At 37.3% G+C, this 12,896-nt stretch carries 10 protein-coding genes; 1 reads left to right on the top strand and 9 read right to left on the bottom strand.

All coding sequences use genetic code 11. The features are described 5' to 3' along the window. Positions 1 to 49: 49 nt before the first annotated feature. Complete coding sequence (locus A0O34_RS21045) at positions 50 to 745, bottom strand: LytR/AlgR family response regulator transcription factor (RefSeq protein WP_066759051.1); 696 nt, start codon at positions 743 to 745, stop codon at positions 50 to 52. A 66-nt stretch (positions 746 to 811) separates the two neighbouring features. Next, positions 812 to 1,285, bottom strand: a complete 474-nt coding sequence (locus A0O34_RS21040) for a Dps family protein (protein ID WP_066759049.1) — start codon at positions 1,283 to 1,285, stop codon at positions 812 to 814. 501 nt (positions 1,286 to 1,786) lie between these two features. Here A0O34_RS21040 and A0O34_RS21035 point away from each other — a divergent pair. Continuing rightward, positions 1,787 to 2,059 carry a bacteriocin-like protein gene (locus A0O34_RS21035; protein ID WP_066759047.1) on the top strand — a complete coding sequence of 91 codons (273 nt, stop codon included), beginning with the start codon at positions 1,787 to 1,789 and terminating at the stop codon, positions 2,057 to 2,059. A 47-nt stretch (positions 2,060 to 2,106) separates the two neighbouring features. Here the strand turns inward: A0O34_RS21035 and A0O34_RS21030 are convergent, their stop codons facing one another. From A0O34_RS21030 to A0O34_RS21000, 7 genes are read right to left on the bottom strand one after another with little or no spacing between them, the layout of a single operon-like run. After that, complete coding sequence (locus A0O34_RS21030; RefSeq protein ID WP_066759046.1) at positions 2,107 to 2,673, bottom strand: hypothetical protein; 567 nt, start codon at positions 2,671 to 2,673, stop codon at positions 2,107 to 2,109. Next, the gene (locus A0O34_RS21025; protein ID WP_157886085.1) at positions 2,670 to 3,917 is read right to left on the bottom strand and encodes a condensation domain-containing protein; all 1,248 of its coding nucleotides are present in this window, start codon (positions 3,915 to 3,917) and stop codon (positions 2,670 to 2,672) included. The genes A0O34_RS21030 and A0O34_RS21025 overlap by 4 nt, the downstream gene beginning before the upstream one ends. Then, positions 3,914 to 5,182 (bottom strand): condensation domain-containing protein, encoded by a 1,269-nt coding sequence (locus A0O34_RS21020; protein ID WP_066759044.1) that lies wholly within the window; start codon positions 5,180 to 5,182, stop codon positions 3,914 to 3,916. Before A0O34_RS21020 ends, A0O34_RS21025 begins: the two co-directional genes overlap by 4 nt. 4 nt (positions 5,183 to 5,186) lie before the next feature. Beyond that, on the bottom strand, positions 5,187 to 7,583 hold the full coding sequence (locus A0O34_RS21015; protein ID WP_066759042.1) for a glycosyltransferase: 2,397 nt from the start codon (positions 7,581 to 7,583) through the stop codon (positions 5,187 to 5,189). Then, positions 7,576 to 8,370: an alpha/beta fold hydrolase gene (locus tag A0O34_RS21010; protein ID WP_066759040.1), complete on the bottom strand. Its 795-nt coding sequence runs from the start codon at positions 8,368 to 8,370 to the stop codon at positions 7,576 to 7,578. Before A0O34_RS21010 ends, A0O34_RS21015 begins: the two co-directional genes overlap by 8 nt. Beyond that, positions 8,361 to 8,660, bottom strand: a complete 300-nt coding sequence (locus tag A0O34_RS21005; RefSeq protein ID WP_066759038.1) for an acyl carrier protein — start codon at positions 8,658 to 8,660, stop codon at positions 8,361 to 8,363. The genes A0O34_RS21010 and A0O34_RS21005 overlap by 10 nt, the downstream gene beginning before the upstream one ends. Next, on the bottom strand, positions 8,648 to 12,886 hold the full coding sequence (locus A0O34_RS21000; protein ID WP_066759036.1) for a type I polyketide synthase: 4,239 nt from the start codon (positions 12,884 to 12,886) through the stop codon (positions 8,648 to 8,650). Before A0O34_RS21000 ends, A0O34_RS21005 begins: the two co-directional genes overlap by 13 nt. Positions 12,887 to 12,896: the final 10 nt, after the last annotated feature.

The raw sequence follows: 12,896 nt of genomic DNA, 5'->3' as shown, positions 1-12,896 counted from the left end.
GCTTGTTCAATCAAATTTAGAATTCAGAATCAAAAAGGTAATAATAGTTTTAAAAAACATTCATTCTTGTGTTGAGTGCTTTTCGGTAAGCATCGGCTACGGGAATGAATTTACCGTTGATCATAATTCCGCCATCCTGAAGAGTATCAATTTTTCCGACCGCAATAATATAGGAGCGATGAACTCTTATAAAATGGTCTTTCGGTAAACGTTCTTCCGCAGATTTCATGGTTCCGTGTATGGCAAACATTTTTTCTTTGGTGTAAAACTTTACGTAATCGCCCATTGCTTCGGCATAAAAAATGTCATCCAGCTTCAAACGTCTTGTAATATTTGAATCTCTGACGAATAAAAACTCGTCTTTATTCACCTGAACATTCTCTTTTTTGCTCTCAAAAATAGCCTGCGCCTTGCTCATTGCCTGCAAAAACCTTGCGGGAGTGATGGGTTTTAGGATATAATCGGCAATATTCAATTCAAAAGCCTCCAAGGCATATTCTTTATTTGAAGATGTAAAAATGATGATGGTATCCTTGCCTGAAAGAGTTTTCGTTAATTCAATTCCCGTCATTTCAGGCATTTCGATATCCAAAAATATCAGATCTACCGGATTGGTCTGTAAATAATGGTAAGCTTCAATAGCATTAGAGTATTCGTTTACGATGGTAAGATCCGAAATCTGTTTTGCGAGATGAGCCAAAGTCGTTCTTGCTATATCATTGTCATCAACGATCAAAGCTTTCATGATAGTAAGTTTATAGTTTACACAAATATACTTATTCCTTTTTATTTTTTCCTTTGGCTTTTAATTTTATCTGAAGTAAGAGCGGATCATCCAAGCCATTTCTTCGTGAGTTTCCATCAGGCCTGTAATAAAATCGCTGGTTCCGAAATCTTTGTATTCTTCAGCAAAAGGAGTGATGTTTCCTCTAAGAAATTCAATGATACTTTCATGATCGCTCAATAGATCTTTCATGAAACCTAAACCGTCATTTGTTCTGTCGCTGTATTCTGTAAGATGGGTAAGTTCCAAATAGATTTTCATTGTTGCGGGAGCGTAATGTCCGATTTTACGCATACGTTCTGCAACGCTGTCAATCAAATCGTCCAATTGTTTGTACTGATTTTCAAAGAAGATATGCATCGCGTGAAAATTATCGCCCGTTACATTCCAGTGTGCATTTCTTGTTTTGGTGTACAATACAAATTCGTCAGCCAATAATTTTGCCAATTGTTCTGCAACTGCTTCTGTGTTTTTTTCTGTGATACCAATGTTTGCTTTCATAATAATTAAGGTTTAAAGTTTTTTAAGCAATAGTGCTTGTTTTATGATGTAAAGGTCTGGAACAATCGTGTTGGAATTGTTTCCTTTTCGGTGAACGGGCAAAAACAGTCGGTGAATTGAACAGAAAATTCTTTGAATTATGGCTCTGAAAAATGTAATTAAACTGAGAATTTGTGAAATGTAAGTAGAAAAAGGAAATTTATTCTCACAAATAAAACCTTAGCAATAGGAATAAAATGAAAAATGATGTTTATAGTTTAATTTTTGGAAACGATTATGTGAATAAAGTGATATTGTGGAAAATTATTTTTTTATTCTTAAAATTTGGTTAATATTCATTAAATGAAATGATTAACATAGGAATTGAATATGTATTAATAATCAATTATGTTAATCGAATATTAAATAATAAAAATATTTAATTATTTTTTTAAAAATTATTTGAGTGTATTATAATTATTCATATATTCGTGAAGTATTAATCAAATAAATATTTAATTCATGAAAAACTTAAAAAAATTAAACAGAAACGAATTGAAAACAATTTCTGGTAACGGACTACTTGATAACATCGGTGGTTTAGTAGGCGGTCTAGGTGGCGCAATTGGCGGTGCAATTGGTGGCGTTGGCGGTGTAGTAGGCGGCGTTGTTGGAAGTGTTGGTGGTGCAGTAGGTGGTTTAGGTGGCGTTGTAAGCGGTACATTATGTCAAGTACAGTGTGCGGTTAACGGTGTAATTCACATTCAACTTCTTGCTTGCGGATCTACTTGTTAAGATAATCTGTATTATAAGGTATACCGCTCTTTTTAAGAGCGGTTTTTTTATGGGTTAAAATTTTTTTCATTCATATCAGAAGCAATAATATTCATAGGTTTATATAAATGCCTTTTTAGTTTTATAATGGGAAGATAGGTGAAAAGAATAGAGAGTAAACCCGCCAAAATCCCAACAACAATGGCCATCGCAGTAGCATCGAGTTTATAATATTTGGATAATGCCAATTGCGCAAATAATAAACTTGATAAAACCAATAACCCCGTAATTATACCATGTAAAATACTCAGTTTGGTCATCATTTTTTTTAAATTAAGCTGATCATCAACGGCAAATTCAATAGCATTTTGACCAGCGGCATCGGTTACTCTTTTAATGATGTCAATCGTAAGAACTACTGGTAAAAATATGGCCATCGGCAACGTTAATCGAGCCAGACATTGACTTCCTGCAAAAAAATGAGTGTAACCCAATTGATTAAAACTCGCATAAGCAATAATGAAATTAAAAAATACATTTGGGAGGACATAAATAATCATCCGCTTCCTGAGAAAACGATTTAGCGTGGTTTTTTTGATAGGTTTTGGTTGAGCCTTTTTTAATTTAAATTTCATGAAGTCAACAGTTCAATAGCTTTATTTTTTATTTTTATTGCTTCTTCTTTTGGAAGAAAATTTTCATTAGACATGAAGGTAAAATCCATTTCCTGATTATAAGTTGTTGTAACCAAAGTGTTTGAATTCAGCCATGGAAAAGCAACCGTCGGACTAAAAATGGTTTCAACTTTAAAATTTTTATACTCATTCGGAATATCAATTCTTCCCATGTTGGATAAGGTAATATCATGCCCGCCTTTGCTTGATTTTAGCATAGAAATCATGCGCTCAACAACCGGATGCATATTTTCGCCCATCCACAAAAGTTCTCTAGCTTCCATCTTTTCAATTTTTTGGAGAAGCTCTTTTTTGATGTGTCTGGAGTTTTCAAATAGATCCTGAGTTCCTTTTTTCAATGAAAGTTCAACGGTTGGAGCAAACGCAAAAATATGATCTTGCTTAATTTCGGGGATAAAATGACGAACATCCACCGGACTGATTACTTTTCCTTTGGCATTTTTACCTTGAACCTCTTTAAAAGCCTGCATAAAAGCCGAACACAACAAAGCATGAACAGAAATTTCATTCGCTTTACATTTTTCAACTATTTGTTTTGAAACAATGGCATCTAATTTTCGATGAAGCGCGTAATTTTTCCCGTGATTTCTGTTTTTGCTTTTCGATTGAATTAAAAAAAACAGTTTTGCCATCATTAAATAAAATCGGGCTTTTCGTTTCTTCTTTTTTAAATTAAAATCTATAGGCAGAAAATCATTAACAGAATCAAAGCCTTCGTAAGAATTTAATTCAATGGAAGGATTGTCTAATAAAGCTAAAAGTTCACGAATCAATGTAACGCCCGTTGTTCCGTCACAAAGACAATGAGGCATTACCCAAAGAAGTTCGGATATCTTTTCACCTTTCACCCAAACGAGCTGTGCCATTGGTTTTTTGTTGTCCTCAAAAATTCTGTACCATTCATTTTCAGATTCTGAAAGCCAATCCTGATCGGTTTTTCTTTCAACAATGTGAAGCGGAATCGATGAAATTTCTTTTTCTTCAACAAAAAAAGGATATTTTGCACTTTTATGATCAATTGAAACCCTCAACAAAGGATGTTTCTGTTGAATTTTATCTAAGGCAATTTTAAAATTCTCCTCCGAAATTTCTCCATTGATTTTTGCTGTGTAAACAACATTTAAAGGTGTTTTAGAATCAACATACATGATTCTTTCTACCAACATTAATTTTCGTTTCATCATGATACGGCTAGAGTTTCAAGTTGTTGTTTAACCATCTTAGTCACCTCATCACGAATCGCCAAAGCGTCCGAATAAGGCAAATACCCCTCACTTCCCATGAAAGAAAAATTCATTTCCCCGCGGAAAGTTGAAGTAACCATCGTCGTTGTATTTCCCAAAGGCCCGATTACGGACGGACTGAAAATATTTTCCAGCGAAAATTCTTTGTATTGATGCGCGATCTGAATGCGTCCCAAGTTAGAAAACATGCAATCGTTGGAAGATTTTCCGTTTTTCAGTAATTTGGTGAAATTTGTCAAGGCATCATGGGCAGATTCCATCACCATCATCGTGATGTAGGGATTGAGCTTTGATGTTTTTTTCTCTACGGATTCCTGCATCAGTTTTAAATTTTCTTCAAAACCGAATTTCTTGTTTAAAGAAACCACAATCATCAATCCAAAAGCAAAAATATGATCATCTTTAATCTGATTGGCAAAACGTCTGATATCAACCGGACAAGAAACTTTATTAAACGCTTTTTCTTTCCTGATTTTTTCAAATGCTTTTAAAACCGTTGCACACAGGAAAGTATTGACCGTCACTTGTTGAGATTTACAATAAGAAATAAATTCTTTGCTTGTCTCTTGATCGAATTTCCAATTGATCAAATAATCGCTTTGTCGGTCAATCGATTTTTTATTGATGGGAATACATTTGATAGCCGTTGCAGCCAATCTGCCAATAAATTTTGCTTTAAATTTTTGTCCGCGACTGTTCAGAATTTCGTTCGGAACAACATCTTGAATGCCTAAAATCGGATTTTCCAACCCAATATCATAAGTCGGATTATCCAGTAATTTCAAAAACTCATCTAATAAAACCATCGCAGAACCACCGTCACACAAACAATGGTGGAACACAAACATCATATCCGAAGTCTCTTCTCCTTTGATCCAGACAAATCGCATGAGTGGCTGTTCTTTGTAATTGAACATTTTGTACCACTCATTTTTAGATTCTTCCAGCCAGTCATTTTCTTCCCTCTTGGCGAGGATTCGGATTGGGATTTTAGCCTTTTCTGAAACCTCAAACCAAGGAATATTTTTTTCATCATGTTTAATTACGGCCTTTAACCACGGATGTTTTACCTGAAGCTGATTCAAAGCATGTTGAATATCTTTCAGGCTAAATGTCCCCTTCAATCTGAAAGGAATAACGGTGTTGAAAGGTTCTGTTCCGTCCCCAAGCAGCATTCGTTCACCAAATAACAATTTTCGTCTCATAGGCTTACACAGGAACTAAAGTTGATTGTTCTACAAAATTTTCCAGTAATTCTACCGCACGGTCGTTTCCGCCTGCGTTGATTAAACTCGATTGAACTTCTTTCGCTGCATTTCTGTACGTTGGATTTTCCAATAGTTCAAAAACGGTTTGGCGAAGTGCTTCAACACGTAATCTTTTATATCTGATACTAATTCCGCAACCTGCTTTTTCAATTAATTTAGCAATATGAAAATGATCATAAGCAATAGGAGTGATTAGCATCGGTAATCCATTGGTAAAAGTATCATTCACTGTGTTAAAACCGCCATGACAAATCACAGCATCCATATGAGGCATCAAAGCAGATTGAGGTACAAAGCTGCTCACAATGAAGTTAGAAGGCCATTCCTCAAAAATTTCAGGTGGAGTAGCGGCAATTACCGTTACGGGTTGATCTGCAAACGCAGCAATTACTTTTTCGAAGAATGCTTTTCTGATATCTACCAATAATGTTCCTAGTGAAACAAATATTTTCGGTGTTGTTGATGCGTTCAATTTATCCCAATCAAAAGGTGCAGGATTCGGACGACCTTTAACCGGACCAACAAATTGCATGTGTGACGGAACGGTTTCAAAATCAGCAAATTTTTGTGACGTAAAAACCAAGTTTAATTCATGCGAATGAATAAAAATACCTTCATCCTCTATTCCGACTTCTTTTTGAAGTTCTTTGATTAAATTTTGCTGCCATTCGAAAATTTTCGGAGCACTATTTTCGGTATCGCCCATCACATCGGGTGGAACAGGCGTTGTCGTCACACACGGAATATTTTTTTTATGAGCAAAAAGCGCTCCTCCGAAAGTAATACAATCATTCACAATAACGTCAGGTTGCCATTCTTTGGTCAATGTTTCCAAGCCGGGCATCATCATTTTAGCAAAAGGAACGTAGGTTTCTTCCAAAGCTAATTTCATCACCTCAGGACCTGAACAGGCAGGTCCGTCATCTTGTCTTTTTAAAATTCTTTTAATTTCATCCTGATACGGAATCAAATCTTCTTCGGGATAAAAATAACTTCCACCTTCAGGAATATGTTTGTTATCTAAAGGCGTAATTCCAAACCATTTTACTTCATGGCCACGGGCAATTAAACTCGCTCCAACGCTCAAGGTAGGACTGATATGTCCAAAAAATGGAGGAACAACAAATAAAAATTTAGACTTCGGTTTTTCCATAATTGAATTTGAAATGGCATTTTCCAGTAAATTGGCTGCTGTTACACTTCCTCCGGCTTCGATGAAAGATTCGCGAACGATTTCGGCAGCTTTTTTATATTCAGGATTGGTTAAAATATTCTGTACGGCTTCGTTTAAATGATGTGCTTTAAATCGGTTGAAATTCAGACGTTCACCCGCTCCGGTACGTACAACACGCCCTGCAACATGCGACTGGTCATACGCAATCGGAATCACTACCAACGGCAAACCGTTTGATAATGCTTCGGAAACGGTATTGTGACCGCCGTGAGAAACAACGCCATCTAAATGCGGAAGTAAATCTAATTGAGGAACTTGCTGATACACCATAAAGTTTTCTGGCCATTGCTCAAAAAGTTGAGGATCTGAAACTACAACAACCGTTAAGTTTTCATCTTTAAAAGCATCAACAACCTTTTGGAAAAATGCTTTTTTATGTTCGTGGTCGAAAGTTGTTCCGATGCTTACCAGGATCTTTTTTCTTGGATTGCTGTTGAATTTCTCCCAATCAAAATCGGAAGAAACACGGCGTTCCGTAAGAACGGGGCCTGTAAACTGGAAATTGGATTCCAAATCCATTTCACCAAAGAAATATTGTGATGTTAAAACTAACGTCAATAAATCCGAGCAATCCAATGCGCGGTTTTCTTCAACCCCTAATTCCTGCTGTAAAGCAACAATTTGTTTTTCTTCCCATTCATGAACTTTAGGAAGTTCGCTCATAATTTTAATGGCAGCCGGAGCGGTAACCGTTGTAGCGTAAGGTAAACCTAGTTTTTTCGCGGCAATGGAAGCCGCAAATAACTGATGATCACCAATCACTAAATCGGGTTGGTATTCTTTTAATAATGGAATAATCCCGTTATAAGTATGTCTGTTTAAAGGAATCAAAACATCTTCGTAAAGGAATTTAATACTGTCGATTCCGTAGACTACTTTTTTAGAAATGATATCGAGATAGTTTTCACTGTCTCTTTTTTCTTCGTCGGTTTGATCATATTGAATGAGTAGCAATTCTCCTCCTTCAGGAAGTTTGCTGCTTAGATTTTTATCAAGACTGATCCAAGCTACCTCGTGTCCTCTTTCTAAAAGAGTAGCGCCGATGCTTAGGGTTGGGTTGACATGACCAGTCAGTGGTGGAACTATAAATACAAATTTAGCCATGGTTTTGTGTTAAAGGTGTTGATAATGATTGAGATAAAAAATGGATAATAGTTTCGGCAATCAGTGCTGGCTCCTGAATTGGGATGTTGTGATCTCCGGGAATTAATTCTAATTCAGCTTGTTCGATCTGTGCATTCAGAGATTCTCCTGTAGGTCTGCAATTGGAATCTGAACCGTACAATAATAAGGTTGAGGCTTCCAGTTGAGATAGATTCACTTCAGTAAGAAAATGCTTTTCCTTAATCATGTCTGCTTTGATACTGGTTTGATTAAACAAAAACTCATACATGCGATGGTTTTTTTCCATCTGCCTTTTCCCCATTTGCACTTTGGTGGTATCCGTAAAATTGGCAACATAATGCTCCAGAAACTCTTTGCTGTATTCATCAATGATATTTCTGGCTTTTTCGTCCTGAGGATCGGGCGCTTCGATAACCACTAATTGCTCAACGCGGTTGGGTGCTTTCAGAGCGGTTTTCAAGGCAATAAGTCCTCCAAAACTATAGCCGACAAGATGTGCTTTTTCAATATGTAAAGCATCCATTAAAGCCAAGACATCGGAAGACATATTTTCCAAATCATAACCGTCTGTAAAACGTTCGCTCATGCCGTGACTTTTCAAATCAAACATCACAACATGGAAGTGTTTTGCAAGAATCGGAGCAATATTAAAATAATAAATAGAAAGGTTACTGAACATACCGTGAATCATCACTACAGTTTGTTCAGCTCCTTTGTTGAGTTCCTGAATGTGAACTTTCTTATTGTCAACAGTAATTATTGGCATTCGTAGATATAATTAATAATCATACTTAGGTCAAGGTCGATCAATTGGTCTAAATCCATAGAAGACAGCCATCCTGTAAAATCGATTTGATCTCCAAAATGCGCTTTGATCTTCTCTGAAAAAGAAACAATTTCAATACTGTCCATTTCCAGATCTTTCGTGAAAGAACTTTCCGGAGTGATGTCCATTTCCTCTACAAATTCTTCACCGATAACTTCTGTGATAAAACCTTTTAAAAGCGTGAATAATTCTTCGTGATTTAATTTTAGTGTTGTGTTTATAGTGTCCATCCTATGATATAATTTTTATGTTTAATTGTTTTGATTTCTGTTTGGTTGATCCATAAAGAATCTTCTGTGATTTTTTCGACTTCTAGTTTTTTTGGATTTCCTTTTAATCCTGTTCCTAAAAACTTTCCGTAGGCTTCCTTAGCTACCCAAAAACGGGTGGTCCATTCTGCCTGATCTCTCTCTTTTAATAAAGCTAATTCGTTATCGGTAAAGACCAGATCGTAGAATCCTGAACTGCGTTCTTCAATGATTTCCATGTCGATTCCTACTGCTTTTCCGCTGCGGGCAATTCCTACAGCATCTTTCCCTTTGTGAGCGAGAGAAATATGAATATCTTTTGTAAACTCACTGATTAGATAAGGTTTTCCAACTTCATCAGAAGCAACTTCAAAAGTGATAGGAAAGCAAGGATGATTTTTCTCTTGTTTTAGGAGATTTCGTACCGCATCTTTCACGGCTACACGGCTTACCATCCAGCTTTTTCTCTTATTAGGAAACAGTTTTTGGTGATGTTGTTTTTCAGTTTGATTGAAATAACGTTTCAGGATAAAATCCCAAGATGCCACTCTGGTATACGCCTGATGGAAGAAAAATACCTGAGGTGAAATTTCTTCCGAAAGACGGTTGTGCAAAGGTGACATAGAAACGTTCCATAGAGGTTCATCAATTTCCAGTCGACGGTTTTGCCAACCTGAAATTTTACACCACACTTTATTATTTTTGGTTAAAAGAATATCTCCGATCGCAAATTCGTCATTCATTTCAGTCAGGCTGCAGGTGCATTCGAAAATACCGTCCTGATCGTGTAAATCTCCGAAAAATTCAATGTCTTTAATTTTTACAGGAAATGCAATTCTATCTTTCGTTAAGGTAAGTTGTAACCATAGTCCGAATAATTGTCCTGCATTATCCAGCAAAGAACCTTTTCCTCCGTTTCCTTTAATTTTTCCGATAATTCCTTTTGTTCCGACCTTTGAAACTTCCGTTATTCCCTGATAACATTCTCCATGAAACATGTGTTTGTCGTAGATTTCTTCAGGTGTTCTTTCGATAGGTAGTAAATCTCCGATTGAAAGATTAAAAGTAGGATTGGGGCGAGAAGATGAGGTTAATACCACCTCAGCATTCACGAAATTTTCAATATCTAAATAAGCGTGGTTAGTGGATTTCCATTCTGCTTTCACCGTTTTTTCAAAAGGTTGGGCAACGTTCATCCATTGAAACACACTTACGTTCATGATTTTATGAACTTGCGATCCTTGTATTTCGGCTTGTGCAATTTCTGCTAACTGTTCAAAGATCATCGTCATTGGAATCACGGGTTCCATATCGGCCACTTCATGCCAGCCTTTCGGTTGTCTTAATAAACTGTGGTCGATAAGGTAAGGGTGGCTTTCCAAGGTAACATACAATGTTTTTTCAAAATTCTTACTTATCGGAGCCTGAACTTTTGCTAAAACCACATTTGGAATCGAAACTTTCGGGCGATCCTGAAATAAGGTCAACACTTCCTCCTGCATACGAATCATATCCGAAATGTTATTCTGAAATGCCTGTACCAAAGGATGTCCAGACTTCGCCACAGGAATAGAAACGGTATTCTGCTTTGAAGTTTCAAAAGATTGAGCCAATGCTTTTGCTTCTTTAAAATCACGGATAATGGGCGAACCTAATTCCAGTTTAATACCTTTACCCGATGATTTTTTGGAGAACGTATGGATATCCAAAAAGTCTAGCGCAACCACTTTACCCTCCACGAATAATGCGGCTACCACACGTTGTAATTGTGCTAACGCAGATCGGGTAGGAACGCTGGAGGCAATCGTACTGAATGCTTTTCCTTTCAACGTGTCATCAATGAACCCAATCAATCCGCCTGTTCCGATTTGGATGAAGAATCTTGCATCTTCTTCGTACAATTTATCGGTAAGTTCACGGAAACGAACGGGTTGTACAAGGTGTTCTGCACTCAGTTTTCTGATGGCTTCCTGATCTGATGGATAAGGTTCCAAAGTCGTTGCCGACCATAATGGAATTTTTGTTTTCTGAAATTGTGCTTTTTCCATTCCTGCTAAAATCACATCCAGTTTATCAGCGATAAAAGGCGAGTGAAAACCAGATTGGAACGGCAATATCTGATGAAATATCTGTTTTGATTTTAATACAGGAACCAATTCATCCAATGCTGCATTGCTTCCGCAAAGAATTACCTGATTGGGGCAATTGTCATTGGAAATATATACGTTCGGAATGTTTTCAATAATAGGTTTTATGGTTTCAATTCCGGCTCCGATGGCGATGAATCTGGAATCCTTTAATTCAAAGGTTTCAGGATTTAAAACATCAATTAAAGCTTTCACAGAATTTACTTCCGCTAATTCGGAAGAATAACCTGCCAACCATTCTCCTAAGCTGTGTCCGGCATTCATATCTGGAACAATGCCTAGTTTTTTTAATGAATTGTCTAGAATGCTGCACTTATTGAAAATATTTAAGGCATCATTCAACAACCCTTCACCTTCTGTTTCAATAGGAGCTGTTAAGTTGAAATAACGGCTTACACTGTCAATTTCACCTTTTGCTAATCCGTCTAATCCGGGGAAAACAAAGGCTACTTTTTCTCCATTTTGCAATAGAGGAGTGTTGGTGTACCAAATATCCTGTTTGTTGCGCCAAGGGTTATTTTTGGCGACAATTTTAATGGCTTTTTCTATTCTTGCAGGGTTTGGATCAAATAGCGCAATACGATAATCTCCTTCGCCTAATGTGCTTTCGTTATTTTGCAAAGCAGATAATAATGCTTCATGGGTTGGTCGGGCTAAGATGAGAACTTTATCTTTTTTCGGCATATCATAACCTTCTAAAACTACATGTGCATTGATACCTCCAAAACCGAAAGCATTGACCGCTGCTACTTTAGGTAAGCCTGTTTTTGTCCAGTTTTTTGCTTCCTGAACGGGTTCAAATCGAGTTTTCTGCATATCCGAAGTCGGATTTTCACAGTATAATGTTGGTGGCAAAGTATCGTGATGTAGAGCCAGACAAGTTTTTATTAAACCAGCAATTCCTGCGGCTGGCATAGCGTGACCGATGTTTGATTTTACAGAACCGATTCCGGCAATTTTAGCACCTTCTTCTTTTCCGAAAAACTGAGCCAACGTCTGAAGTTCAGTTTTATCACCAAGTGGAGTTCCTGTGCCGTGAGCTTCCAGGTAACCGATTTGTTTTTCATCTAGATCTGCATTGCTCCAAGCTTGTTTTAGGGCTTTCAATTGACCTTTTACCGCAGGACTCATCACGCTGGTTCCGTTACCATCGCTGCTTACGCCAACGCCTTTAATGACTGCGTAAATTTTATCCTGATCTCGAACGGCATCTTCCAATCTTTTCAACACCACAAAACCACAGCCTTCACCAATCAACAAACCATCGGCATCATTGCTGAAAGGTTTAATTTTTTGTTGACGGGACATGGCGCCCAACTGAGCAAAAATACTCCAGAAAGCAGCATTTTGTCCAGTGTGTACACCTCCTGCAATCATAATGTCAGATCTTCCTCGTTGAAGTTCCTGTACCGCGTGGTCTACTGCAATTAAAGCACTTGCACAAGCGGCATCTACGGTAAATGCAACCCCGCCTAAATTAAATCGGTTAGCCACTAAAGAGGCTACCAAATTGGGAATTAATCCCATCGCGGTATCAGCGGCAAAACGTCCTTTTTTTTCCTGAAAAGCGTGTTTTACTTTTTCAATATCAGCAGAAGAAACTTCGGGTAGTAATTCTTTTAACAACGAAGAAATTTGTTCCCCTGTTCTTACGATTTCAATGGCACGGGTAGCGCCAGGTCCCGTATAATTTCCTTTCCCAATGATAATTCCTGTTTTTTCAAGCGAAATTTCTTTTTGAAAAATTCCTGCATCGTCCAAGGCTTTTTGAACCAGATCAAGCGTTAATAAATGATCGGGTTCAGTCCCTTCAACGGCTAATGGTAAAATTCCAAAAGCAGTTGGATCAAATTCATAATCAGAGATAAACCCACCACGCTGACAATAAAAACGGTCAACCGGATTGGTGGTATCGCTAAAATGAACAGGATCAATTCGGTCGGCTGGAGCTAATTGAGTAGAGTCTACTTTATTGACAATATTCTGCCAAAAAGTGTTGGCATCCTGTGCCCCCGGAAAGACACAAGATAGACCAATGACAGCAACATCTGTTTTTTTCATACGTATCTTA

It is taken from the genome of Chryseobacterium glaciei, from assembly GCF_001648155.1.
In the GTDB taxonomy this organism is placed as follows: Bacteria; Bacteroidota; Bacteroidia; order Flavobacteriales; family Weeksellaceae; genus Chryseobacterium; species Chryseobacterium glaciei.
This window is presented reverse-complemented; position numbering and strand designations above follow the sequence as displayed.

What these genes read in the sequence shown, in the direction of transcription:
- A0O34_RS21045 (WP_066759051.1), bottom strand. Translation starts at nt 745, where the DNA reads ATGAAAGCTTTGATCGTTGATGACAATGATATAGCAAGAACGACTTTG.
- A0O34_RS21040 (WP_066759049.1), bottom strand. Translation starts at nt 1,285, where the DNA reads ATGAAAGCAAACATTGGTATCACAGAAAAAAACACAGAAGCAGTTGCA.
- A0O34_RS21035 (WP_066759047.1), top strand. Translation starts at nt 1,787, where the DNA reads ATGAAAAACTTAAAAAAATTAAACAGAAACGAATTGAAAACAATTTCT.
- A0O34_RS21030 (WP_066759046.1), bottom strand. Translation starts at nt 2,673, where the DNA reads ATGAAATTTAAATTAAAAAAGGCTCAACCAAAACCTATCAAAAAAACC.
- A0O34_RS21025 (WP_157886085.1), bottom strand. Translation starts at nt 3,917, where the DNA reads ATGATGAAACGAAAATTAATGTTGGTAGAAAGAATCATGTATGTTGAT.
- A0O34_RS21020 (WP_066759044.1), bottom strand. Translation starts at nt 5,182, where the DNA reads ATGAGACGAAAATTGTTATTTGGTGAACGAATGCTGCTTGGGGACGGA.
- A0O34_RS21015 (WP_066759042.1), bottom strand. Translation starts at nt 7,583, where the DNA reads ATGGCTAAATTTGTATTTATAGTTCCACCACTGACTGGTCATGTCAAC.
- A0O34_RS21010 (WP_066759040.1), bottom strand. Translation starts at nt 8,370, where the DNA reads ATGCCAATAATTACTGTTGACAATAAGAAAGTTCACATTCAGGAACTC.
- A0O34_RS21005 (WP_066759038.1), bottom strand. Translation starts at nt 8,660, where the DNA reads ATGGACACTATAAACACAACACTAAAATTAAATCACGAAGAATTATTC.
- A0O34_RS21000 (WP_066759036.1), bottom strand. Translation starts at nt 12,886, where the DNA reads ATGAAAAAAACAGATGTTGCTGTCATTGGTCTATCTTGTGTCTTTCCG.